General features: G+C 56.2%; 19 protein-coding genes. 3 read left to right on the top strand and 16 right to left on the bottom strand.

Features of this window, described 5'->3' with window-relative positions:
- Positions 1-16: 16 nt before the first annotated feature.
- The 4 genes from FKM52_RS19260 to pgtC form a co-directional block, all read right to left on the bottom strand.
- The gene (locus FKM52_RS19260; RefSeq protein ID WP_141177781.1) at positions 17-985 is read right to left on the bottom strand and encodes a methionine ABC transporter ATP-binding protein; all 969 of its coding nucleotides are present in this window, start codon (positions 983-985) and stop codon (positions 17-19) included.
- 229 nt (positions 986-1214) lie between these two features.
- On the bottom strand, positions 1215-2462 hold the full coding sequence (gene pgtA / locus FKM52_RS19255) for a two-component system response regulator PgtA (RefSeq protein WP_141177780.1): 1248 nt from the start codon (positions 2460-2462) through the stop codon (positions 1215-1217).
- Complete coding sequence (gene pgtB, locus FKM52_RS19250; RefSeq protein WP_141177779.1) at positions 2452-4461, bottom strand: two-component system sensor histidine kinase PgtB; 2010 nt, start codon at positions 4459-4461, stop codon at positions 2452-2454. Before pgtB ends, pgtA begins: the two co-directional genes overlap by 11 nt.
- Complete coding sequence (pgtC, locus tag FKM52_RS19245; RefSeq protein ID WP_246085559.1) at positions 4458-5612, bottom strand: phosphoglycerate transport regulator PgtC; 1155 nt, start codon at positions 5610-5612, stop codon at positions 4458-4460. Before pgtC ends, pgtB begins: the two co-directional genes overlap by 4 nt.
- Positions 5613-6080: 468 nt before the next feature.
- Between pgtC and pgtP the strand changes: the two genes are divergently transcribed.
- On the top strand, positions 6081-7466 hold the full coding sequence (pgtP, locus tag FKM52_RS19240) for a phosphoglycerate transporter PgtP (RefSeq protein ID WP_141177777.1): 1386 nt from the start codon (positions 6081-6083) through the stop codon (positions 7464-7466).
- A gap of 58 nt (positions 7467-7524) precedes the next feature.
- Here pgtP and potE read toward each other — a convergent pair whose 3' ends face one another.
- The 12 genes from potE to FKM52_RS19180 form a co-directional block, all read right to left on the bottom strand.
- Positions 7525-8841 (bottom strand): putrescine-ornithine antiporter, encoded by a 1317-nt coding sequence (potE, locus tag FKM52_RS19235; protein WP_141177776.1) that lies wholly within the window; start codon positions 8839-8841, stop codon positions 7525-7527.
- Positions 8838-11036, bottom strand: coding sequence for an ornithine decarboxylase SpeF (speF, locus tag FKM52_RS19230; protein WP_141177775.1), 2199 nt, complete (start codon positions 11034-11036; stop codon positions 8838-8840). The genes potE and speF overlap by 4 nt, the downstream gene beginning before the upstream one ends.
- A gap of 256 nt (positions 11037-11292) precedes the next feature.
- Positions 11293-11397: a leader peptide SpeFL gene (gene speFL / locus FKM52_RS19225; RefSeq protein WP_106875989.1), complete on the bottom strand. Its 105-nt coding sequence runs from the start codon at positions 11395-11397 to the stop codon at positions 11293-11295.
- Between the two features lie 347 nt (positions 11398-11744).
- Positions 11745-12266, bottom strand: coding sequence for a hypothetical protein (locus tag FKM52_RS19220; RefSeq protein WP_141177774.1), 522 nt, complete (start codon positions 12264-12266; stop codon positions 11745-11747).
- Positions 12267-12420: 154 nt separating this feature from the next.
- Positions 12421-12873, bottom strand: a complete 453-nt coding sequence (locus FKM52_RS19215) for a hypothetical protein (RefSeq protein ID WP_141177773.1) — start codon at positions 12871-12873, stop codon at positions 12421-12423.
- A gap of 76 nt (positions 12874-12949) precedes the next feature.
- Positions 12950-16495: an AAA family ATPase gene (locus FKM52_RS19210; protein ID WP_141177772.1), complete on the bottom strand. Its 3546-nt coding sequence runs from the start codon at positions 16493-16495 to the stop codon at positions 12950-12952.
- A gap of 430 nt (positions 16496-16925) precedes the next feature.
- Positions 16926-18305, bottom strand: coding sequence for a sugar porter family MFS transporter (locus tag FKM52_RS19205; protein ID WP_141177771.1), 1380 nt, complete (start codon positions 18303-18305; stop codon positions 16926-16928).
- A gap of 14 nt (positions 18306-18319) precedes the next feature.
- Positions 18320-18817: an RbsD/FucU domain-containing protein gene (locus FKM52_RS19200; protein WP_141177770.1), complete on the bottom strand. Its 498-nt coding sequence runs from the start codon at positions 18815-18817 to the stop codon at positions 18320-18322.
- Between the two features lie 87 nt (positions 18818-18904).
- Positions 18905-20290: a sugar porter family MFS transporter gene (locus FKM52_RS19195; RefSeq protein ID WP_141177769.1), complete on the bottom strand. Its 1386-nt coding sequence runs from the start codon at positions 20288-20290 to the stop codon at positions 18905-18907.
- A gap of 14 nt (positions 20291-20304) precedes the next feature.
- The gene (locus FKM52_RS19190) at positions 20305-21270 is read right to left on the bottom strand and encodes a 1-phosphofructokinase family hexose kinase (RefSeq protein ID WP_141177768.1); all 966 of its coding nucleotides are present in this window, start codon (positions 21268-21270) and stop codon (positions 20305-20307) included.
- Positions 21267-22610: an FGGY-family carbohydrate kinase gene (locus tag FKM52_RS19185; protein ID WP_141177767.1), complete on the bottom strand. Its 1344-nt coding sequence runs from the start codon at positions 22608-22610 to the stop codon at positions 21267-21269. The genes FKM52_RS19190 and FKM52_RS19185 overlap by 4 nt, the downstream gene beginning before the upstream one ends.
- A 23-nt stretch (positions 22611-22633) precedes the next feature.
- Positions 22634-24031: an FAD-binding oxidoreductase gene (locus FKM52_RS19180; RefSeq protein WP_141177766.1), complete on the bottom strand. Its 1398-nt coding sequence runs from the start codon at positions 24029-24031 to the stop codon at positions 22634-22636.
- Positions 24032-24198: 167 nt separating this feature from the next.
- On the opposite strand from FKM52_RS19180, the gene FKM52_RS19175 reads away from it, so the two are divergent.
- Both FKM52_RS19175 and FKM52_RS19170 read left to right on the top strand, forming a co-directional pair.
- Complete coding sequence (locus tag FKM52_RS19175) at positions 24199-25050, top strand: class I fructose-bisphosphate aldolase (RefSeq protein WP_141177765.1); 852 nt, start codon at positions 24199-24201, stop codon at positions 25048-25050.
- Positions 25051-25065: 15 nt separating this feature from the next.
- Positions 25066-26028 (top strand): YhfZ family protein, encoded by a 963-nt coding sequence (locus FKM52_RS19170; RefSeq protein WP_141177764.1) that lies wholly within the window; start codon positions 25066-25068, stop codon positions 26026-26028.
- Positions 26029-26074: the final 46 nt, after the last annotated feature.

Genomic DNA, 26074 nt, shown 5'->3' with positions numbered 1-26074 from the left:
CATGCCAACTCAGACATCAAGCAGCCAGCTTCTGAAACCGAATATTATTTTCTTTAAGGCAGGTAATAATTCGCATTGCGTCAGCCTGGGGCGCTGCCATGGTGTAATGGACGACCGTAGCGGTTTTACAGCTATCGCTGCGGGTAAATAATATGCGCAGCTTGCCGTTAGCCAGTTTTGCCAGCGAACAGAGCACCGCTGCGCTCTGTGTAATATCGGCAAGCGTAATAATAAAACCGGTTTCGTTAGCCTGCAGCGCGATATCGGCGTGAGCGGAAAGCTCAGCTAATGCCGCCGGCTGACGCAGAAAAATATTCTCAACGCTGTCTGTCAGGCTCAGTTTCCCATGCTCAAGCACGGATAATCTGTCACAGGCATATTTTACTACCTCCATCTGATGGGCAACCATCACAATGGTTATGCCGGATTGCGCGTTAATCGACTTCAGCAAATCCAGAATAGATTTCGCCGTTGCCGGATCTAATGCCGATGTGGCCTCATCACAAAGCAAAACTTTAGGCTGCAACGCCAGCGCTCTGGCAATGGCGACCCGCTGTTTCTGGCCCCCGGATAACTCAGCCGGACGGCAGCCGGCTTTTTCTTCCATACCGACGCACTCCAGCAGGTGCATGGCGCGCGCGCGCATCTTTGCGCCAGCCTGCCGCCAGCATCTCATTGGCAACAGCACGTTTTCCAGCGCGGTTTTTCTCTGCAGTAAAGCGAAATCCTGGAAAATCATGCCAATATTCTTACGAAAGGCCCTTAATCCTGCGGGAGAAAGAGACAGAATCTCCGTATTATCGACGCGGATGCGGCTTTTATCGCTGACCTGTTCAATACCGTTAATACAACGCAGCAGCGTTGATTTTCCCGCGCCGCTGGCGCCAAGCAGCCCGTGGATCTCACCCTGCATAATATCGAGGTTAATATCATGCAGGATAATATTTCCTGAATAGCTTTTACTTAAGTTCCGTATATGAATCAAATTAGCCTGTCCACGTCGCCCCTGTTAACAGAGGGGGCCAAATGTTATTGCCGTGTATTCAAAAATAACTTTTCATCGCCTTTTTCATGGTAAAGCCGTCGCCGCCGGCGCAAACAATATAATCAATCCTTTCGCTTGTTATTAAGAGAATTCTCACAGAATAAAATAAATTGCGAAATAAACTTCCGTCGCCCATCCAGCCGCCCGTAAATATTCGCGCCGCCCCCGGCTATGCCTTGTAGTGCTTTTTATCCAGCTGATATTTCTTCATGCGCAGGTAGAGCTTTTTGCGCGGGATTTTAAGGTAGCTCGCCGCCTCGTTAATCCGTCCCTGATGAATATTTAGCGCTTCGGTGATGATGCGCCGCTCCGCCTCCTCAAGGCGATGATCAAGCGGGAGCGGTGAGCCGATGCGCAGCTGCGGATCCGCCGTGGCCGTGAGTGGCGACACGCCGACGGCAAACAGTTCGGCGGCATGCGCCAGCTCGCGAACATTGCTTAGCCAGACGCGGCGCTCCAGCGCTTTCAGCAATCCATTATCGACCGCCGGCAGAGGACGGTTCAGCCGCTGACAGGCTTTTTGCAGATAGTGATGAAACAGCGGCGCAATATCGTCAGGCCGCTGCGCCAGGGGCAGGCAGGCAATATGGGTCATGGCGAAGCAGTAATAGAATTCCGCCATTATCTGTCCGTCGGCCGCCAGCTGCGCCAGCGAAACAGTACCTGTGCCGATCAGGCGAAACGGACGAGGCTCCAGGCTTTGCAGCTGTATCAGGTGCTGCTGCTGTTCACGGGTCAGATGCCCAGGGTGGCTTAACACTAACGTTCCGTTCCGCGCCTGCGCCATCATTTCATTAAGCTGCGATGCGTTTTCCGGCGTCAGCTCCCGGTAGATAAACGGCCCTGCGGCATGGCGTCCCAGCTGATGCAAATAGCGGGCTCCGCTCATTCGCCCGGTTCCCGGCTCGCCGTAAAACCAGACCGCCAGATCCGTTTCCGCCAGCTGCTCCAGACGACGACGATAGCGCTCTATCCAGGCGCTGCGCCCGATCAGCTCAGCCTGCAGCGTCTGCTGACGGTAATGACGACGCGCAATAACCGCGCGCCTCTGGCGTAGGGCCTGCTCAACCAGAGCGAGCAGCCGGGCGGGATCTACCGGTTTCTGCAGAAAATCCTGCGCGCCTTTCTTTACCGCCTCTACCGCCATCGGCACATCGCCATGCCCGGTGATAAGCAAAATCGGCAGCTGCGGATCGTCCTGATGAAACAGCGTCATCAAATCGATGCCTGAGCAGCCGGGCATGCAAACATCGCTCAGCACAATGCCGGGCCAGTCCTTTTTCACCCACGCTCTGGCCTCAACGGGATTGTTGCAGGCGCAAACCTGATATCCCGCCTGCTCAAGCAGGGAGGCGTAGGCATCCAGCACATCAGCATCATCATCAATCAGCAGAATCGAACATTCATTACCTGACATCTTGCCCATCCGTCAAATTGAATTGCAGCACCACAGCAGCGTTGCGCCTCAGCGTTGATGCCAGACGCAGTGCGCCCGCCATCTGCGCCATCAGCGAAACGCAAATAGAGAGACCGATACCAAGCCCGATAGCCTTACTGGTGGTAAAGGGTTTCAGCAACGACGGCAGTAAGGCTTCAGGCCAGCCGGGGCCGTTATCGGCAATCAGCACTTCAAGCGTGTCTCCCTGCGGGCGCCAGCTCACCCTAATCTTCGCCCCGCCCGGACAGACATCAAGGGCGTTTGCCAGCACGTTCACCAGCACCTGCTGGATCCGTACTTCATCGCCACGCACCAGCATCGCGCCATCCGGCAGCGAAAGCGTTCCCTGCTGGGGGCGGTGCCGCATTGCCAGCAGCTCCCACGCCGCGATAAATGTCTGACGTAAATCTACCGCCTGCAGCGGCGTTTCCGGCTCTGCGCGGCGGGTAAACTGGCGCAGCGAGCGAATAATGGCGTCAATACGATGAATCAGCCCTTCCGCTTTGCCTAAAATGGCGCTTGTCTGCTGCGTCTGCCCCCGCTCAACGGCCCTTCCTGCGGTAAACAGGTACATTGACAGCGCGTTCAGCGGCTGGTTGATTTCGTGCGCCAGCGTGGTCATCGTCTGCCCGACTACCGCCAGTTTCGCCGTCTGGATCAGCTCATCCTGGGTGGCGCGCAGATCGGCTTCAATCGTTTTGCGTTCCGCAACTTCCAGCTCAAGCAGCTGCCTTTGCGCGCTGAGCTGTCCCAGCGTGCGGCGAAGCAGCCCGGCGATACGCCCCAGTTCATCATGACCATAAACCGGAATATCTGCGTCCGTGCGGCCCAGGCCGATCTGCACCACCGCCTGATTCAGCGCGTTAAAGCGCTGCACCAGCCGCGTACGGATAAAATAGCGGTTAAGCCCCCACGCCAGCAGCAGCGCCAGTAAGGTCGCCACCAGTATTAATCCGCCGCTGACCTGCACAATCCGCTCCATACGCTGATTAAGCCGCTGCATTTGCTGGTGATTGCTGCCCAGCTGCGCCTCCAGCAGCGTCCGGAAACGCCCCAGCGTCACCTCCCTGGTGCGGCTGGCCTCCAGCAGCGCTTTACGTGCGGCAATATAGTCGCGCATGGCGTCCGGCATATTGTTTTTCGCCAGGCCGATTTCCAGCAGCTCATCGATAGTCTGCCGCAGGGTAATGGCGCCCGGCCAGTCATTCAGCATACGGAGATTTTCTTCCACCGTTTGCTGCAGATTTATCAGATAGCGAATATGCGTCTCAACCAGCCTGTCGTCATCGTTGCCGGACTTCAGTTCAATAAGCCTGTCGCGCAGGTCGGCTACTATTTGATTTTCAATACGCGCCAGGGTGTAAACCTGCTGTTGCTCATTCTGTACTTCGCGGCAGCGTTTCAGGTAGTGCGCCGCGTCGCCCGGCAGGGATGCGATTTGATCCAGCAGCGTTCCCTGTTGCCAGGTAAAGTCCTGCAGCAGAGAGTTCAGCTCGCTGTTGAAATCATCGTGTAGCCAGTCGATGCGCGCAGAAATGACGCTGACCTTTTCATCCACCAAAAACATGTTGTAGAGCGCGTCGTCCAGCTCAGACAGCAGCGCCCGGCTCTGCTGTAAAATCGCCGCCAGCTGCCGGCGCTCCGGGCGTGATAACTGCTGGCTGAGCCGCTCGATTTTATCCAGGTGCTGGATAATTTGATTACGCAGCTGAAGCCTTACGGCGGTATTCGGCGCCAGCAAGAACTCATTGAGCTGGTCCACCACCAGATTGAGATTGCCCTCTATCTGAAAGGCGGAATGGATGCCGGGAAAATACTCATCCAGCGAATAGCGTATTTGCGAGCTTTGTTCATACCAGGAGTAAAGGCTGACGCTGCTGACAAACAGCGTCAGCAGCGCGCCCATTAAAAAAGCGCCCCGTAAGCTGCTGCTGATACTGATTTGCCGCAGGCGTTGCAGCCATGAGCCGCACTTCATTTCAGCTCTTCCAGTTTCAGGATCGCCTGACGCTGGTTATCAAGAAACCAGCGCTGCCACGCCATCATTTGCTGCTCCGCAAAGCTTTTATTGTCAAACTGCGCCAGCCAGGCTTCATCTTCGCTGCTGGCCGCATCTACCGGTATGCGGGTTAACAGCGCGCGAATCTCAGGCAGCGGGCGTTTTACCCGCGCCTCCGCGCTGTGCAGCGCCCGCCAGACATCTTTCAGCTGCGCGAGACGAAAGCTGATCGCGGTATCAAACATGCGCTGTACCAGCCGCTGCCGCTTCAGGATCAAACGATAATTTAGCGGCGACCGCGCCAACAAAACCCGCTGCTGCGCCGCGCGTGGATTATCAGCCGCCAGCGGCGTAACCGGATATTTGCCGGTATTCGCGTCGGCAAGCATCCGCTGCCCTTCCGGGCTGAGTAAATAGCGAATAAAGCGTCGCGCTTCGCCGGCGTGCTGGCTGTTGTTCAGGACCGCCACGTAGGTCGGCGCTACGGCCGTTTGCGGAAAATAGGCGAAAGCCAGGCGCGCATCGTCCAGCAGCAGATTGGCATAGTTATCAATCACCGGCCCGGCCATCCCCAGCCCGCTTTTGATCTTATCCGCAACGCCAAAACTGCGTGAGGAGATGGTTACCAGATTGCCGGCGCTCGCCAACAGCGTTTGCCAGCCCTGCGTCCAGCCTTGCTGCTGCAGCAGCGACTCCACCATTAAATGGTTGGTGTCCGAGCGCGATGGGCTGCTCATCAGCAGCGTCCCCTGATAGCGGGCAGCGGTCAAATCATCCCAGTCGCCGGGCGCGGGCAGGTTTCTGGCCGCCAGCGCCGGGCGGTTAACCAGCAAACCAAAGCCGGATATCGCAACCGCGACGGCAGTGGAACGAATAGATTCCGGCACCAGGCGCTGGCTGGCGGGCGCGATGCCGTCGAACAGAGCCAGCTTGCGGTGCTCCTGAAGGTGCTGCAGCAGCATCGGAGACGACGTCAGCAGTAGATCGACATTTTCCCTGTTTTCCGCATCCAGCAGCTGCTCCAGCGAGGCGCTGGTGCGGTTAAGCGTCCGGATCCTTACCGCCCCCGGCTCCCTCTGCCAGCGCTGAATAATCCACGCGGTGGTGCCGGGGGAGAAAGTGGTCGCCATCACCAGCTCATTGTTTTGCGCCGCGCTGGGCCTGCACAGCGTGCTGATTAACAGCAGCAGCGCCGCTTTGCCAGCAACAGCCGGCTGGCGAAGCCACACAGATGTGATCCCATTCATAGATATTAATTTTCCACACATTTAGTCATGAGACAAAACTTACCCGTTTATAAGTTTTAGCCGGCAATAAGAGGCCAACAGGGAAATATTGGTCAGGCAGCGGTAAATATTCTGGCAGCCTACCAGATAATAGCGACAGGATTTGTTAATATCCGCACAGGACAATAAAATCAGATTAAATTTAATTATTTCACTCTCGCCTGAAGCAATATGCGTCAAAAATAACCCTGCTGTTCATTAATTTGAGTCAAATATGACTCATTATGGCAACTTGAGTTCCACCCGCGTCCATTGCACTCTGCCTGCTGAATAATCCTGAAACTCACGGCAATATAAAATACAGGTGACGACATGTTATCAATATTAAAGACGGGGCGATCCGCGCAAAAAGTTGCTGCCGATGAAGTAGAGAAAACGTATTATCGCTACCGTATGCAGGCGCTGCTTAGCGTATTTCTCGGCTATCTGGCGTACTATATCGTGCGTAATAACTTCACGCTCTCCACTCCCTATTTAAAAGAGCAGTTAGATCTCAGCGCTACGCAGATCGGCCTGCTCAGCAGCTGCATGCTGATCGCCTATGGGATCAGTAAAGGGGTGATGAGCAGCCTGGCGGATAAAGCCAGCCCGAAAGTTTTTATGGCCTGCGGTCTGGTGCTGTGCGCCCTGGTTAATGTCGGCCTGGGCTTCAGCGCTGCATTCTGGGTTTTTGTCGCCCTGGTGGTGCTTAACGGCCTGTTTCAGGGAATGGGCGTCGGGCCCTCTTTTATCACCATCGCCAACTGGTTTCCACGCCGGGAGCGGGGACGCGTCGGCGCGTTCTGGAATATCTCTCATAATCTCGGCGGCGGCGTGGTCGCCCCGATCGTCGGCGCCGCTTTCGCGCTGCTCGGCAGCGAGCACTGGCAGAGCGCCAGCTACATTGTGCCGGCCTGCGTGGCGCTGATCTTTGCAGGTATCGTTCTGCTGCTGGGCAAAGGCTCGCCGCGCAAAGAGGGCCTGCCGGCGCTGGAAGAGCTGATGCCGGAAGAAAAAATCATCGTGAAAACCAAACAGGCCGCGACCGCGCCGGAAAATATGAGCGCGTGGCAGATCTTTTCTACCTGTGTGCTGCGCAATAAAAACGCCTGGTATATCTCTCTGGTGGATGTGTTCGTCTACATGGTGCGCTTCGGCATGATTAGCTGGCTGCCTATCTATCTGTTGACGGTGAAGCATTTTTCTAAAGAACAGATGAGCGTGGCCTTCCTGTTTTTTGAATGGGCGGCCATCCCCTCTACTCTGCTGGCCGGCTGGCTGTCGGATAAACTGTTTAAAGGACGCCGCATGCCGCTGGCGATGATCTGCATGGCGCTGATCTTTATCTGCCTGATCGGTTACTGGAAGAGCGAATCCCTGCTGATGGTGACGATATTCGCCGCGATTGTCGGCTGCCTGATCTACGTCCCTCAGTTCCTGGCTTCGGTGCAAACCATGGAAATTGTTCCCAGCTACGCTGTGGGTTCAGCCGTCGGCCTGCGTGGTTTTATGAGCTATATCTTCGGCGCCTCGCTGGGCACCAGCCTGTTCGGCGTGATGGTGGATAAAATGGGCTGGCACGGCGGCTTCTTTCTGCTGATGGGCGGCATTATCTGCTGTATTTTATTCTGCTATCTTTCCCACCGCGGAGCGCTGGAGCTGGAGCGGCAACGTAAAGAGCGCGTCGCGGCGCAGAAAATGGAATCTCTTGTTACTTAAGCGCCAGACGGCATCAATACAAGCCCGGCGGTACAGACCTCATACCGCCGGGAAACGCTTAGCTGTGTTTATCTTTCAGCTCAAAGCGCGGAGAGACAAGGCCGTAAAGCGTCCATCCCAGGAAGGTGACGATGGCGCCGTAGAGCATCGCCTCTTCGCCCGAAGAGTAAAGCGCGTAGAAGCTGTACATGGCGCCGATAAAAGCGATGATATTGGCAGGGCGCGCCTTCGCCGCATCCTGACCGGCCATTTTCTGAATAATCACCAGCGCCGCCATCGACAGGATATACGGAATAATATTGGTGACCACGGCCAGGTTAACCAGCACGTTAAACTGATTATTCAGCGACGGGCTAATGGTCATCAACGACAGGCCGGTTTGCAGAATCACGATGGTCAGCATTCCCTGTACCGGCGCGCCGGATGAGGATGCGCGTGAGAAGATTTTCGGGAAATAACCTTCATCCGCAGAGGATTTAAACACCTGCGCGATGGTGAACTGCCAGCCGAGCAGCGAACCGCAGCAGGACATAATCATCAGTCCCATAATGACGTTGCCTACGGCAGGCGTAAACATCCGGGCGAAGGCCAGACCAAACGGCGCCGTGGAATTCGCCAGATCCATATTCGGTACGATGCCGGCAATCACATTGGTAGAGATGATATAGATTACCGCTGCGCCCAGCGTGCCGCCCAACACCGCGATGGGCACATTGCGCTCCGGATTATCAACCACATCGGTGTTGGCGCAGGCGGATTCCAGGCCGAGGAAAGCCCACAGCGTCATGGCGATGGATGACCCCACCGCGCTGAAGAACGGCGCATGATGCGGGTTCCAGGCGTTGACGTACATCGTCGGGCTAAACCAGAACCAGCCGATCGCGCACAGGCCGACTACCGGAATGATAACGCCCCATACGGTGATGCTGCTGATTTGCCCGGTAATGCGCGCGCCACCGAAGTTGGCGACGGTACAGATCCACAGTACGCCGATGGTCGCCAGACCAATCTGAACCGGCGACAGGGCGGCGCCGAATAGTTCGGTGCCATAGCCCACGGCGGAAATGGCGATAGCGACATTCGCGATCAGCAGCGACACGCCATAGGTATAGTTGGCCATAAAATTGCCTGACTTACCGAAAGCGTACTCGGCGTAGCCGCCCATCCCGCCCGATTTGCGGCTGAACATCCCACATTTTGCGAAGGCCCATGCCAGCGCCATCGAACCTACCGCCGTCACCAGCCAGGAGATAATGGAGATCGTCCCCACTTCCGCCAGCTTGGTCGGTAACATAATGATGCCGGAGCCCATCATGTTAACCATCGTCAGGACGGTGAGCTGAACAACGCCCATTTTGTTGCTCGACTTACTCATAGGTTTTCCTCTTTCAGCAACGCGCCCCTTGTTGCGCCTGACGCGATCACATAGCACCAGACCTGTTTGCGCCCGTCGTTTTCCTGGATGTAAACCCCCTGCAGCTCCGGCGCAAAGCCCGGCAGCAGATTGATGCCCTCCTCAAGCGCGGTGAAATAATGCAGTACCGCGCCGCCCCAGACCTCGCCCGGAACCACACACAGCACTCCCGGCGGATAAGGAAGCGCGCCTTCAGCGGCGATACGGCCTTCCGCTTCCGGCAGCGGCACCAGATCCACGTTGCCGCGCAGGTAGGCGTAGTTGGCCTCCTGCGGGTTCATCCGCACGTCCGGGAAGTGCGCCCGACGGAACATCTCTTTCTGCAGCTGTTTCACATTGTGACGGGCGTAGAGGTCATGCATCTCCTGGCACAGCTGGCGCAGGGTGTAGCCGGCATAGCGCGCTTCATGCTGACGATAGATAGAGGGCAGCACATCTTTCAGCGGCGCGTCGTGTTCAAGCAGGGTTTCAAACTGCGCCAGCAGGGCGACCAGCTGCTGCAGCTTGGCCATATCTTCCGCCGGGGTGAGCAGGAACAGAATGGAGTTGAGATCGCATTTTTCCGGGACGATGCCGTTTTCACGCAGGTAGTTAGCGAGAATGGTGGCCGGTACGCCGAACGCCTCATACTCACCGGTTGCGGTGTTGATGCCCGGCGTGGTGAGCAGTAATTTGCACGGATCGACAAAATATTGATGATCGGCATAGCCTTCAAACGCATGCCAGCGTTCGCCTGGGCCAAACGCGAAAAAGCGCAGGTCAACGGCGATTTGAGCGGTTTCATAAGACTGCCACGGTTTGCCATCCACACTGTGCGGCACAAATGGACGGATATGTTTGCAACTTTCCAGGATCAGCTTACGCGCCTTGATACCGTTCATTACGCAATCCATCCACATATTGCGCCCGCTTTCGCCCTCGTGCATTTTCGCGTTGATATCCAGCGCGGCAAACAGCGGATAGAACGGACTGGTGGAGGCGTGCATCATAAAGGCATTGTTGAGGCGCTTATGCGGCACATAGCGCTGCTGCCCTTTGATATGGCTGTCTTTTTTATGGATCTGCGACGTCTGCGAGAAGCCAGCCTGCTGTTTATGTACGGACTGAGTAACCAGAATGCCCGGATCGTTTTCATTCAGCTCCAGCAGCAGCGGAGAGCAGTCGGCCATCATCGGAATAAACTGCTCGTAACCGACCCACGCGGAGTCAAACAGGATGTAATCGCACAGGTGACCAATTTTATCGACCACCTGACGGGCGTTATAAATCGTACCGTCATAGGTGCCTAACTGAATCACCGCCAGGCGGAACGGACGCGCATCTTTCGCCCGACGCGGCGCGGCTTCCGCAATAAGATCGCGCAGATAGTTTTCTTCAAAGCAGTGGGCGTCGATACCGCCGATAAAGCCGTACGGGTTACGCGCGGTTTCAAGGTAAATCGGCGTGGCCCCGGCCTGCAACAGCGCGCCGTGGTGGTTGGATTTATGGTTGTTACGATCGAACAGCACCAAATCCCCTGGGGTAAGCAGGGCATTGAGCACCACTTTATTAGAGGAGGAGGTGCCGTTCAGTACGAAATAGGTTTTATCCGCATTAAATACCTTCGCCGCATGCTGCTGGGCGGCGCACGGCGCGCCTTCATGGATCAGCAGGTCGCCCATGGCGACGTCGGCGTTGCACAAATCTGAACGGAACAGCGTTTCGCCAAAGTATTCAACAAACTGATTACCCGCAGGATGGCGACGGAAAAATTCACCGCCCTGGTGTCCGGGGCAGTCAAACGCGCTGTTGCCCTGCTTAACGTAATCCACCAGCGCGCTGAAAAACGGCGGACGCAGTTGAGTTTCATATTTATGCGCGGCGGCTTCCAGCTGACGACCATAGAAATCACTGCGGGTTTCATCGTGCTCAAATACGCCCTGAATTAATGGCATATATTCAGACGGCACAACCTCATCTTTATTAATCGCGATAAACACCGGGATGTTATAACCGGTAGCGCCGATCTCATCGAGTTTGCCGCTGGCCACATCTTTCATTGTTAATACAGCGGCGGCAACGTCGATAAAATTAGTTTCACCAACCTGTACCCTGCTGCGCTGGGTAGCAAAACAGTTGGGGCAGGTGTTACTAACGGCAATTTTTAAAGCACTCATTTTCATCTCTTTATTTTCAGATAATAGCAGGCCCTCAATTTCTTAAAAAAGAAATTGATTACTCCGGAATAAAAGCAATAGCTTGCCGCTGATAAATCAATATCAGTGTTATGCTTTCTGGAAACAAAAACCCTCGCAGTCCGGATACTGCTGAATAAAGGTTTTATTGGGAGTGAGCGCGGTTAGTTACCAGCAGCAACCGGTAATAACCAGGATTCAGGAAGACCTGTATGCTGAGGCGCCCATAGTCGAAAGACTAGCGGGCATTAAAGAAATGAAAATCGAAGCTGTTGCGGTGGGCAAACATCATTATATGCGTTGTCCGCCTGATATGAGGCATCAGTCGGTTATTATTTTCCATCACGGGTACCTTCAAAGGGTTAACTGAAAGTAGCGCTATTTTAACGCTGGCCGGAGGTAAAACTGTGACGATGATCACTATTGCGCATGTAACGTGAAATTAATAACCATGAAAAAAGCACTATCCAGCGCATTGTTTCACCACATATCGTAATGTTGGATTTATGTGTCGATGTTGCAGCGGGTATGCGCCTGTGGCCGCATGGTTAAATATTAAATAATCCGCGACAGGCTGGCGTTGATATACGCCACGGTGCGGCATAAGCGCGGGAAAAAAGTAAAGGCACAGATGGCGATAGCCCGCCTCGCCATCCGTCGCGATAACTAACCGCATTCGTTTCTGCCAGCTCAGGGAATTAAATTAACGGTATAAGTATTGCTTCCCGCTTCAGGCGCCTGATTATAAAAGGTGATGTGATGCTGCTTATAGTGAAACATCGCTGCATAGGTGATACCGCCGCCGCCGTCCCGAACGCCTTTAATCTGTAACGTCACCGGCACGCCTGGCGTTACGTTCAGCTGAAAGCGTTGCGGCGCATGCTTGATCATAAAGGCATCGCTAAGCGCGCTGTGGTCTTTAAGGATCTGTACGTAATCGCCGTCAACTGCGGCATAATCCCATACCAGCAGCTCCACGCTATGCTTTTCCTGCTCGTCGCCGGCGTCGTTTCCGCTGCGAAACGTGACGTTATAGTCTCTGCCCGGCAGCTGTTTGCCGTCGTTTTCCAGCAGGCGCACGCCGGCGCCAAGCGTCTCAGACACGCCGGTATTTAACGCACTGGCGGCCTCCTGGCCGGTTGCAACAAGGGGAACGCTGTCCGCCAGATAAAAGGTGGCGCCCAGCACGCCGAGGGCGATAAAGCCCAGCACGCTGAATAAATTCCTTTTTTTGACGGCTTTTCCCTCAGCCTGCTCTCTGTGGGAATTTTTATCCTGTTGCCGCCTGGTCTGCGAATCTTGCTGCGTGTGCTTATACTGCGCTTCTGATGGCGCTGGCTTGTTTTTCTTAAAAAAGTTCATCTGATCAACTCAATGGCTTTAGCGGTCTGAAGTGAAAATAAGCGCACATCGCCAGGCGCGAAACAATAATCTGTACGATGGCGAGAACAATAAAAATAATCTGACGGCTTGCGTTGATTACTTCGAAACCTTTAAACAGCAGCCCGGCGCCGGCGGCAAAAATAAGCAGGTTTAGCGAGCCGATAATCACCACGGGCAGCAGCCACGGAAAATACCAGTAGAGGCTGCGCAGACGGGCAAAAAAGAACGTCGGTAATAACGTCATCAAAACAGCCTGCACCATCGAAGAGGGAACGCCCACGCTTGACGCGGGAACCCAACCGCTGCTGATAGTAGTAAAAATATCCATCATAAATCCCAGCGGGGTAATAACCAGCAGCAGCGTTAGCGGCAGGATAAAAAACAGGAAATAGAGCCTGGCGAAGATGCCTGGCGCAGGGCGCTCTTGATAATTCATCGGCTACCTTATTTATAAAAAATGTTTAACAGAGGGAGGCTGGCGACCTGTTGCTGTTCCGTCGCCGGCGCTTCCTTTATTCCTGGCGCGCGATAATATCGCTGGCCTCGATTGTAATCAGCTCTTCCCGCGTCAGATCCGGATCGGTGCTTAACCTTAGCGCCTGCTGGTTTAATGATTTTTCAAAAACGTTACGCACGTAGCGCCCGTTGCCGAACGCCGTTTCGCTGACCGCCTGCGTAAACAGCGCCCGCATCTTCTGCCGCGCCGCCTCTTCCAGCACGTAGCCGCGTTTCTGATAAAGCTGGTCGGCAATGCGCATCAGTTCGTCCACGCTGTAATCATCAAACTGAATAATATTAGGGAAGCGCGATTTGAGGCCGGGGTTCATTGCCAGAAATGCATCCATGTTCTGGCTGTAGCCTGCCAGGATGACCACCAGCCGATCGCGGTTATCGTCCATCAGCTTAACCAGCGTATCGATCGCCTCGCGGCCAAAGTCGTTGGCGCCGCCCTGCGCAAGAGCGTAGGCTTCATCGATAAACAGCACGCCGTCCATCGCCTCCCGAACCTTCTCGGTGGTTTTTATCGCCGTCTGCCCCACATAGCCCGCCACCAGCCCGGCCCGGTCGGTTTCAACCAGGTTGTTGGTCTGAATAACGTGAATATGTGAAAGCACGTCGGCGATAATACGCGCCATCATGGTTTTACCGGTGCCGGGATTGCCTTTAAAAATCATATGCAGGGTCTGGCTGCCGTCGACGGGCAGGCCCATTTTGCGTCGCTCGCTCAGCACCCGCAGCCGGGCATAGAGGCTGCGGATATAGGTTTTAACCTCGTTCAGCCCGATAATATCGTTGAGCACCGCCTCCAGATCGTAGGCTTGCTCCGCCGGCCGCGCCGTGCCGATATCTTCCGGCAGGATGGTGGTCAAATCGGCCGCCGCCACCTCGGTAGTCGCTATACGCGCCGATTGATTGCGCAAAATTTTCTCCAGCATATTACGCACCATGCGCCCGTTGCCGGATGAGGCGGAGGCGCTTCGGCTTGCCGCCGCTACCGACTCATGCAGCCTGGCCTGCGCCTGTTCAGTAAGCCGGAAGCCTTTACGCGCTACCTGCAACAGGGCGATATGGTACAGCTCTTCTGCCGAGTAGTCCGGGAAGTGAATAACCAGCGGAAAGCGCGATTCCAGCCCGGAGTTATTCTTCATAAAGTCGGCCATTTCTTTCTTATAGCCGGCGAGAATCACCACCAGTTCGCCGCGATAATCTTCAATAAGCTTCACCAGCGTATCGATCGCTTCTTTATCGCCAGGGCGGCTGGCGGAGAGCGAATAGGCTTCATCAATAAACAGTACGCCGCCCAGCGCGCTCTTGACGATAGCGGCGGTTTTTTCCGCCGTTTTACCGTAATACTCGGAAACCAGGCCGCTGCGGTCGGTTTCAATAAGCTGGCCCTGCTTCAGCAGCCCCATATCTTTAAACATGGCGGCCATCACGCGCGCAATAGTGGTTTTACCGGTGCCGGGATTACCGGTAAAGATGATATTGAGCGACTGTCGGATATCGACCACCACCTCCGCCTTACGCCGTTTCTCTGCGGCCAGCAGCATGGCGTGCTGGGCGCGAATCGCCTGTTTCACGCTCTCCAGGCCGACGATCGACGCCAGCACGCTTTCTAAATCAAAATCCTGATGCCGGACAAATTTGAAATCTTCCGCCAGCAGCAGCCCCATATCGGCCTTCGGCTCGCGCGCCAGGCGTCTGGACTGTTCGACGATAGCGCCCTCAATAATATTTCTGACCAGCCGCCCGTTGCCGCTGTCGTTGCGCCCTTTAATCTGGCTCTTTTCAAACTGGCGAAGCAGCGGCTCATTGCAGGCGTCGTCAATTACATAGCCTTTAGCGCGCGCCGTGAGGCCGGCGATTTTCAGCATCTCATCGGCGCTGTAATCATCAAAATGAATCAGGTTCGGGAAGCGCGATTTCAGGCCGCTGTTAGCCTGCAGGAAGGTCTGCATTTCATCGCTATAGCCGGCCAGAATCACCACCAGATTGTCGCGATGGTCTTCTATTCCTTTTACCAGCGCATCAACCGCCTCAATGCCGAAAACGTCATGGCGATCGCGACACAGCGCATAGGCTTCATCAATAAACAGCACGCCCCCCAGCGCGGACTGGATGACCTCGTTGGTCAGCCTGGCCGTATGTCCAACATACTGCCCCACCAGATCCGCGCGGGTAACCTCTTTCAGCTGGCCGCCGGTCAGCACGCCAATGGCTTTTAAATATCTGGCGACGATACGCGCCATCATGGTTTTACCGGTTCCCGGATTGCCGGTAAAAATCATATGCATCGAAACCGGAGACGATTTATAGCCCGCCTTCTCTCGGCGCTTTTGGATGCTGGCGTTATTCTCCAGCCCCAGCACATACTCTTTCACGCTGTGCAGCCCGATCACCGCCTGCAGCTCCTGCTGAACCGCCAGCAGGCTGCTGTTTTGCCGGTTGGGAAGCAGCGCATCCAGGCAGACAGGCTGCGCCGTAGGCGATCCCGGCCTGATCGCCAGCGCATCGTCAATAACCGCCAGATAGAGCTTGCCGTCGCCGGCGGCGTTATCCTGCAGGCGATACTCAACCAGCGCCTTATAGATCGTCTCTTGCAGGTAGTGGCGAATCGCTATCAGCCCCTGCTTTTTGCTGTATCTCGCCGTACAGTGCTGCACTAACTCATCGTCGTAATAGAGCGTAAATTGCAGGTTCTTCTGGCTGCGCTGCTCCAGGTCGTTAAGAAAGCGCAGCGTCAGCTGTTTAATTTCGCCAGGCGTGTAGTCATCCACGCTAATCACATCGTTTACCGCCTGCATAAACGGGCCGCCAAACGTTTCTGATATCACGCTTTCACGCACGCTGCTGATAAATACCAGATATTTTCCCCTGGCCGTCAGCAGAGTAGCGTCGCCCCCGGCGCGCATAGATTGATATTGTCCGCTGGTGACCAGCTGCGCCAGCGGCCGCAGATAGCTATCCGCGCACTGCTCAAAATGTTCAAAAACAACGATCTCAGCCGGGCCGCGCAGCGTATTGCCTAGCTCCTGAAGAAAGTTCTGCTCATCGCCCGCGCTGGCATAGCGCGCCAGATCTAAACGCCTGACGCGATCGTGCTGGATCAACGCCCGCTCCGCCAGCTGCCTGGCGATCTGCACGATCAGGGTATTTCTGCCGGAGCTTTCTCCGCCCAGCAGAAAAAGCGTATTCGCTGGCATCAGGCTGTCGCGCCCCGCCACAAACGGGCGCTTAAACGCGCGCAGCAGGCGGGCCTGGCACTGTAGCTGACCGACAATATGCTGTGTGAGATCTGCGCCGATAGCGTTAAATTTACGGTTCAGTTCACCGTTTTTTATCTTATTAGCGCTGCGGGACGAGGCGGAAGCGGCTTGATCGCGCCTGCCGCCGGGCGTTGCGCTCTGGGACGCCTGCGCTGAGGCTCCGGCTTGCTGTTGCCGTAATGGCGGCTCCGACGACGGCGCTTGCGCTCTGGCAGTTAAGCCATATTGTTTAATAAACGAGAAGATTTGCCATTCAGGGAATAAAAATTTTAGCAGTTCTTTAAACGTCACCGGGCGATCCGCCTTTTGGGAAAAATTCCGCCATGAAACAGGCAATTATTTACGTTATATGCAGATGAGGGATTTTACCCACGTGACGGATTAATAGCCAGTTGGAAAACCGCTCTTAATCTCCTGATGAAAAGCAGGCGGCGCAGGGTGGGTGTTATATTGTTGTCAGCGGAGCGCGCGCTAACGCTATTTTGCTGCGGCTGGCGCCGGAAGCGCGATTAAAAATCACGCCTTGCGGCCAGTAATATTAAACGCTGTTTAAAATTAGCGAAATTATAATATGATCCTGTTGCTGATTTGCTGGCAAATTGCTAACGGCCAGCTCTCTTCAGCCTGTTACCGGCGCATTTTCGCGCAAAATAAAGGCGTTATAAAAAGCTGACGTAACCGGCCGACAGCCTGGCTGACCGGTTTGCCACAGGCAGCCGCTTCAGGCTTTACTCATTTCCGCGCTGATTTGCTCCAGTGATTTATCTTTGGTTTCGGTCACGAAGAAAAGGTTCAGCAGGAACCACAGCAGGCAGCAGAAGCCATACATAAAGAACGGAAAGCTGCCGTTAAACAGCCGGTTAAGCAGTTCGCTGTTGGTCAGCATCGGGAAGGTTTGTGAAACGATAAAGCTGCCGGTCCAGATCAGCAGCGTGGCCCAGGACATCAGCTTGTCACGTATCAGGTTCGGCGCCAGCTCCGGAATAATGATCCACAGGATGGGGCCGACGGTGCCGCCGAAAAACAGAATATAGATAATCATGATCGCCAGCATAAACAGGCTGGAGATCCCCAGCCAGATTAATATGCCCAGCAGCGTGATCGATAAGAAGCAGACAAAGGAGCCTACGATCAGCAGTTTACGCCGCCCATATTTTTCCACGCGATATACCGCCCAGACCGCTGCGGCGAAAAAGGCAACGCCGATAACAATCTGCTGATAGTAGGCGGTTTTTTCGCTGGCGATGCCGATGTTTTCAAACAGCACGTTGCCGTAATAGAGCACGGCGTTGATGCCGCACAGGTTCGCCAGCAGCGCCATTGTCAGCACGGTAAGCGATACCCGGCGATATTTTTTCGACAGGATGCTTTCACTTTTATCAGCAGGGCTCTTATTCTGGAAAGAGCCTTTGATCTCGGCGATAGCCGCTGCGCTATCATATTCCTGCCCGTTAACATATTTAATAATGGCGCTGGCTTCTTCTTCGCGGTTTTTATTAATCAGCCAGCGCGGAGATTCCGGTAAAAAGAAGGCGAGGATCATAAACAGGCAGCCGGGCAGCGCCATCGCTCCCAGCATAAAACGCCAGGAATATTGCGTAGCCCACTCAGGATCGGTCGTCCAGCTGGCAACCAGCGCGTTAACCATATACACCGCCAGTATGCCGAAGGCGATCATCATCTGATAAAAGCCCAGCGTTTTGCCGCGTATCTTCTGTGCTGATATTTCGCCGATATAGACCGGAGCAGTAGCGGAACCCAGCCCGACGCCAATACCGCCGATGATTCTGAAAATAATAAACAGCGTGAAGTTATAGGGAAACGCGGTGAACACGCCCGATAAAAAGACCAGCAGCCCGGTAATAATCAGCGCTTTTTTCCTGCCCAGCGCGTTGGTAATAAATTGCCCGCTGAAAGCGCCAATCATAAAGCCGAGCACCACGGAAGAGACCGCCCACCCGGTGCCCATCGCATCGAGGGAAAAGTATCTGCTCAGGTGCGAGATTGCACCTGCAATAACGGCAGAGTCAAACCCGTACAACAAACCGGCTAATGACGCAATAAAAGACAGCCTATAGCTCATACGATATGTTGTTTTCATATGTTCACCCGTGATTATTTTTTAATTCTGGGGACGGCGTTATTTTTGATACGCTCCGATCTCGCTTTATATTCCGGGATCATTTTCATTGAATCATCAAACCAGGCATCAGGATCGGTACTGGCGACCAGAGCAAAATTACCCCACGGCATTAATGAGCCGGAGCGAATAACCACCCTCGCCGCGCTATAGATCTCCGCAACCAGTTTCTGATGAGGTATTAAGGTAAAGTCTGCGCCCGATCCGGTAAAAATTTCCGTAACGTCGCGCAAAAGTTTAGGGTTACTTTCAGGTACTTCAGCGGCAAAAATAACCTCTTCGATAAATATTTCCTGGCGCAGCACGCGTAATATTGTAAATAAATCCACCGTGCCCGCGCAGAACGCCAGATCGATGCGGTTAGCATCGGCCGGAACCGGCGCGCCCGCATCGGTAACCAGAACAATATCGCCGTGGCCGAGGCTGGCCAGCGCCGAGGCGATCTGCGGGTGTAGGATTTTCCCAGGTCTCATGATGTTCTCCGGTATTATTTTCAGTTAATAAGTAGAGTAAGGGCTAAGGTATTAAGCCGTTTTCCATCCGTTGATTTAAAATTTAATTTATTCTTTTCCGTGCATTTCCAGCTCAATTTCCTCCAGCGTTTTACCTTTTGTTTCCGGCACCATGGCTAAGACAAAAAGTAAAGCGACCACGGAAATACCGGCGAAAATAAAGAAGGTGTTGGCCGCACTAATATTTTCTACCAGCACCGGGAAAAAGCGGGATACCAGAAAATTACCGCCCCACAAGGCGAACGTCGCAATGGATACGGCAACGCCGCGCACGTGAATCGGAAAAATTTCCGCGATAATTACCCAGGCGACCGTACCGTAAGAGACAGCGAACACCGCAACGTAGGCCAGGATACAAATCAGCAGCAGGATGGTGTGCGTTTCGCTGGCGCGGAACAGCATACCGGTACAGCCAAGAGCGATAGCCATGCCCAGCGAACCGAAAATCAGCAGCGTCCGCCGCCCGACCTTATCGATAATCCACATGGAAACCAGCGTAGAGATAACCAGCGTCAGGCCAATCAGTACGGTAAAAGACATCGCGCCGCTGACGTTGACGCCCGCGCTTTTAAAGATCTCCGGCGCGTAGTAGAAGATGGCGTTAATACCGGTTATCTGCTGGAAAAGGGCCACGCAGAAGCCGATCGCCAGCGCCTTGCGCAGCCGCGGAGCGAACAGATCGCTCAGGCGCGCCGAGTGCTCATTGCGCAGCGCGGCTTTAATCGCCTTCAGCTGTTCCCTGGCGGCCGCTTCGTCCGGGTTAATCTGACGCAGCACATCCAGCCCCTGCTCATCGCGCCCTTTACGCACCAGCCAGCGCGGGCTTTCCGGCACCCAGGCCAGCAGCAGCAGGAAAACAATCGCCGGCACGATGCCGGTGGCGAAAATCACCCGCCAGCCGTACTCAATATTCCACGCCTCGCTGGCCTGGCTGGCGATAATCGCGGCGATAGCAAACACCGTCAGGTTACCGACGCAGTTAAAAAGCTGGTTAAGCGAAACCAGCCGCCCGCGGATATGCGCCGGGGAGACTTCAGCGATATAGAGCGGCGCTACCGTGGTTTCCAGCCCGATACCGATGCCGACCAGAATACGAAACCACACCAGCATCTCCGGCGACGAGGCCAGCGCTTCGCCCAGCACGCCGAAGATGAAAATCAGCGCCGTCAGCAGCAGAACTTTTTTCCTTCCCGCCGCGTCAGAAAGCGGGCCGGCTATCGCAACGCCGATAATACAGCCGACAATAATCGATGAGGTCACCCATCCGATGCCATCGGCATCCAGCGTGAACCTTTCCTGTAAAAAGCCAACGGAACCGGAAATACTGCCGTTATCAAACCCAAACAAAAATCCGCCGACGGCGGTAACCAGCGAGATCAGCAGAACGTTGCGCATCCAGGTGGTTTTTGCTGAGACATGTGCGTGACTGACCATAAAACTCTCCGTTATCAGGCGGGTGAGCGTGGCGATGGTGTGATTGCGCGTATAGCGCAGGCCTGCTGCAGCGCCTTCAGGCTGACGTCAGGCGCCAGTCCGGCCGTGGGGCTGGCGGCGTTCGCCGCGCCGCAGGCCGCCGCCAGCGTCAGGTGCTGCGCCCAGCCCGCCTGCGGTTGAGCCAGCAGGCTGGCGATCAGTCCGGCGCAGTAGGCGTCGCCGGAGCCTACCGCGCTAACGGTGGTCACGGCGGGCGAGGTAATTTCAAAAGCGCCGTCCGGCGTCAGCGCCAGCGTCGGCCGCTGGCCGTCGGTGATAATGACGCAGCGTACCCCCTGCGCCAGCCAGCTTTCCGGCAGGTTTTCCCCGGACGCCTCTTTTACCTGGCGTAGCTCATCGCGGTTAATTTTGATGATATCGGGCAGCATGGCGGCGGACTGCAGCAGCGCCGGGCCATGCGTATCGAGCAGCGACAGCACGCCATGCTCGCGCGCCAGGGTTATCCAGCGCCCGTATTCGTCCGGCGCCAGGTTTTTCGCCAGCGAGCCGGTGCAGATTACCGCGCTGGCGTGCGGCATCTCTTTCGCCAGCATGGCGTGCAGCTGCTGATGTTCGTCAGGCTGAATCGCCGGACCGGCGGCGTTGTAAACGCTGGCTTTTTCCGGCGCCTGCTTCTCGGTAACCACTTCGCAGATGCGCGTGCTGCCGGAGATAACGCACCAGCGTCCCTCCAGCCGCTCCTGCTCCAGCAGCTCGCGGCACAGGCGGCCCGTGGCGCCGCCGAGAAAGCCAAGCAGCAGCGGCTCAGGCGCGTTGGGCAGCTGCGCCTGTAGCTGACGCAGCACGCGCGCCACGTTGACCCCCTTGCCGCCCGCCAGGGTTTTATCATCCAGCAGGCGATGCACAACGCCGGGGCGTTGCTCCTCCACCAGCAGCAGACGTTCGATAGCGGTATTCAGTGAGGCGATAATCACGTTCACAGTCGATCCTCCCGGTGATGAGCAATAAGCCAGCTTTCGCGGGCGATCATGGCGGCGCCGGTGGCGACCGGCTCAGCCAGCTCGCTGACGTAAAGCGGCATTTTCCAGCGACGCTTACGATGTTCCAGCATCTCCGGGCGCTGGAACAGAGAACCCATCAGCACCGCATCCTGCGGACGAATCGCGCCGGTTTCGCACATCTGGGTCAGCAGCATAAAAGCGCGATCGGCAATATGGTTCAGCGTCGCCTGTACGATATCCGCTGGCCGCACGCCGGCGTTCAGGTGGTGCAGCGAGAACAGCCCCTGCGCTTCATTTTCATTGACGGAAACGGCAAGGCCGGGCGCGCGCTGGCCCTCCAGCAGATCGCTAAACAGCCGGTCGTAATCGCCCTGATAGAGCAGCTCCGCCAGCGTCTGAATAATCTTGCCGGAAGGCGTGGCGCACCCCATGACGAACTCTCCCGCCTGCCAGGTGCGTTCAATATCCACGCCAAGCTGCCAGGCGACAGGCGTATCAGGGAAGTGAGGCGTCAGCACCATCAGATATTCCGAGGTGCCGATGGAGTCAAAAACGTGGGTCGGCTGGCGATTTTGCACCGCCCAGGCGCCGACGATTTGATCGTGCCCGCCGACAAAAACGCAGGCGCCCTGGCCGAGCGCCACGCCCGGCAGCGATTGCGCACGAATCTCGCCGCAGCACTGGCCGGTATCCGCCATCGCGGAAAACAGCTCAGGGCGCAGCCCCAGCCGTTCCAGCGTCGGCTCATGCAGCTGCATGGTTTGCAAATCAACGCACTGTGAGTGGGTGATTTGCGAAGTGGGCGCACGCCATTCCCCGGTGAGGCGCCACATAACATAACTGCCGAAATCCACCCAGCGCTCGGTTTGCTGCCAGATATCCGCATGATGTTGGCGGATCCAGCTCAGCCGTTCCGGGCTTTGGTTCGGGCGCGAGCGCATACCGGATATCCGATAGTGCTGCTGACTGTCGAGCCAGCGGTGCGTATCGGCCGCCAGCGCCGCGACGGGATAGTTCTCCCACCACGCCAGCGAAGGGTAAATCACCTCCCCTCGCTGGTTAACGGCTACCGACTCCTCCTGACCGAATGTGCCGATGGACACCGCCGCCAGCGGGCCGCAGGCGCGGGCCTCGCTGTTGGCGTAATCAACAATCAGCGCCGACAGAAGCTGCCATACCGCCTGCGCATCGTGAAAGGTCAGCCCGTTATGCTGCGTAACGGGCGTACGGCACTTTTTCACCGGCAGCAGCGCGCCTTCTTCGCTAATACCGATAACTTTTATATGTGTGGTGCCAATATCAATGCCGAGAAACCACATCGTGATTACCCTCAATTATCAAATTACAGCCCCAGCTTGCCTGGGTTCAGAACGCCGTTCGGATCGAGCGCATGTTTCAGGCGGCGCAGCAGTAAATGCGCAGAGCCGAGCGATTCGCGAGCGTAGGGCGAACGCACCAGGCCGCCGCCGTGGTGATGCGAAAGCTCGGCATTGTGCTCCAGACAGACGCGCATTGTCTCGCGCCAGATGGTGCGCAGCTTCTCTACCGCTTCGGCGTCGGTTTTTTCCTGACCCAGCAGAATCATGTACATGGAAGTGCCCTGCGGGTAGACGTGCGAGAAGTGCGACAGCACCTCGCCCGCCAGCGGCGTCAGCATTTTATTCAGGTCGTGATAGAGGCCCGCGATGCCGTCCCAGGTGTGCGCAATTTCAATGGTTTCCGCGAAGCCGCCGGTGGTATCCAGCAGGTTTTCCACGGTGGAGAAATCAAAGCGGCGATCCATCCACTTCAGCACCCCTTGCGGGCCGACAGATTTGCCGCCGTGGCGCTGAACGATAGCCATAAAGGCATCCATCTCGGCGCGGGCCACCGCTTCAACGCCCTGGGCGCCCAGGAACATTACCGGTTTGTCCTGCGCCGGATTCTGCATGGCATGACGCGCTTCGGCGGTATCGTAAAGACGCAGCAGGAACGGGCGCAGGCCAGCCATCGCCTGCTCGCGCATAATTTTCAGCCCCGCGTCGACCGACGGCAGCTCCAGCGAATCGAACAGGCGCGTCTGCGGCAGCGGGAAAATTTTCAGCTGTACCGAAGTGACGATGCCTAACGTACCTTCAGCGCCGATAAACAGCTGGCGCAGATCCGGCCCCATCGCCGCACGCGGCGAGGCTTTCAGGCGAATTTTTTCACCGGTGGCGAGGATAACGGTGTAGGCGGTGATCAGATCCTCAATGCCGCCGTAGTAAGAGGAGAACTGGCCGGTCGCCAGCGTGGAGAGCCAGCCGCCGACGCTGGATTGATATAAAGACTGCGGCGAATGGCCGAGCGTCCAGCCCATCGCCTGCAGCTCATCTTCCAGCTTGCCGCCGTTATAGCCGGCGGAGACTTCTACCGTCAGGTTGGTGGTATTCACATCGCGTTCATTTTTCATGCCGGTTAAATCGAGCACGATGCCGCCGCGCGTCGGCAGCGGCTGCCCGGTGACGGAAGAGGCCAGCGCCCGCGGCGTAACCGGCGTATCGTGCGCCGTCGCCAGCGCCAGAACCTGCTGAATTTGCCGCTCGTCGGTGACCTTAACCACGACATCCGCCTGATAATCATGGCACCCTAAGCGCCGCAGCTTGGTAGAGAGCGGCCAGGTATCATGGCTTGACGCCTGAAGCGTATCGCTGTCGGTTAATACCTGGGATTCAGGCAACAGGTTTTTTAAGGCGGAAACGAGATGGGAAATGTCAGACATACAAACTCCTGCATTCACAATTTAGGAAAAGATTCTGGCGCCTCTGAAGGGTTGAAACGCACAGGGCATATTTCATTGACATCGGATTGACGGCTAATATACGATCAATTTGCAGAAAGCTGCAAATTGCTTTTTGCCAACATCTCAACTTTGTGAAGGGGATCAAAATGGATTCAAGAACCGGAAAGGCTGTTCGTTTAGGTCGTATCCTGCGCCCGGAAACCGGACGCGCAGTGGTGGTTGCCGCCTCCCACGGCGTAATGGCCGGGCCGCCGTCAGGGCTGAAAACGCGCAACGAAATTGAAACCGTCTTCGCTCAGCTGCGCGCCGCCGACGGCGTGATGGTCTCGCCGGGGATGATTCCGCTGGTGGAAAATACCTTTATCGGCCGCGATCGTCCCGGTTTTGTGCTGCATCTTGACTGGAAAAACCATGCGCGCGCCATCTATACGCCGGGTAAAGATGGACGCAGCGAAGGGGTGCTGGCGCAGCTGGCTGAGATTGGCGACGTCGCGGCCTGCGGTATCGACGCGGTAATGACCTATATGTATCTGGGGCAGAAAGATACGGCGCTGGAGCAGGCGGAAATCGCGCGCAATACCCGCATCGTACGCGAATGCGAACGTCACGGCATTGCGGTGATCATTGAGCCGCGTTCGGCGCTGGAAGGTATCGATCCCGACGCGCTCAGCGCCAAAGTGATGAGCATGTATTGCCGCATCGCCGCGGATATCGGCGCCGATCTGGTGAAAGCGCTGTGGCCCGGCTCCGTGGAGGATTTTGCTGCTGTAACAAGCACCTGTTATACTCCGGTACTGCTTGCAGGCGGCGCCGGCGGCGAAGATCCGCACTCAACATTGCAGCTGGCGGCAGACGCGATGCAGGCAGGCGCGAGCGGGGTAATGTTTGGACGACGTATCTTCCGCGCGCAGCGGCCCGCCGGGGTTCTTCGTGCGCTCAACGCCGTCGTACATGAGAAGCAAAGCGTTGAGCAGGCACTGCGGTTTCTGGAACAGTAAGAGTCGACGGAAACAATGACGGTTATTGCACATGATGCGAAGCAGCTTTCTCCGGTAGCGTTTATTGCGCGGACCATCCTCTCGCTGGGATTGTCCGGTCGTTTGCCGACCACCTCCTGGTTTCAGGATGTTCTGGAGATAGGCTCCGGCACGGTGCAAAAAGCGCTACAGGAACTGAAGAAATCGGGCGCGGTCAGCCTGGTTTCACGCGGTCATCAGGGGACCTTCGTGGTCTCCTGGGATTTTCCGCTGCTGTGGGACGCGGCGCGTATGCCACCGGTGCATATGTTGCTGCCGCCGCGCGGCTCGCGTGAGGCGACGCAGGTCGCTTCGGCGTTCGTGCAGCAGTGCCGCCAGTGGGACGTGGTGACTACCGTCGGCTATCTGCGCGGCGCGCGCTCTCGTCTGGCCGCCTTCCAGCAGGGCGAGGCGGACATCATGGTTATCTCCTCCGGCTCGGCGCAAAAGTTGATGGCGGATGCCGCCGATCGCGGCTTCGAACTGTTCGAGGTGGGCAACGGCAGCTACTACCGCCCGGAAAGCCTGGTGGTGGTGGAAAAAACCGACGCCGCGCCGGCAAAGCGCCTGCGCGTGGGCATCGATTTTCACTCCAGCGACCATCAGCGCTTAACCAGAGCGCAGTTCCCTGAACAAGCCTGTGACTACATCGAAGTGGATTTTACCCTGCTGCCGCGCTCCGTTTTCCTCGGTGAGATCGATACCGGCGTCTGGCACCAGGAGCCATCGCTGATCCCGCTGGAGAAGATCGGCTTAACCATTAAGCCGCTGGATAATCCTCAGGCGCTGGCGCTGGCGGAAACCTTATCCAGCGCCGTGCTGGTGGTGCGTTCAGCTTCGCCTGTCGCTCAGCTGCTGCGCCAGATCGATTTCGCCACGCTTAACGCGCAGGCGATGCAGCCGCTAAACGCCGCCGATCCCTGGTTTGACAGCGTCCCGGATATTTTGCGCTTTCGCTAATTTCCGCCTTCCAGCGCCGCTTTAGCATAGAGATAGCCAATCCCCA

Source organism: Mixta tenebrionis, from assembly GCF_006517625.1.
GTDB classification, from domain to species: Bacteria; Pseudomonadota; Gammaproteobacteria; order Enterobacterales; family Enterobacteriaceae; genus Mixta; species Mixta tenebrionis.
This window is presented reverse-complemented; position numbering and strand designations above follow the sequence as displayed.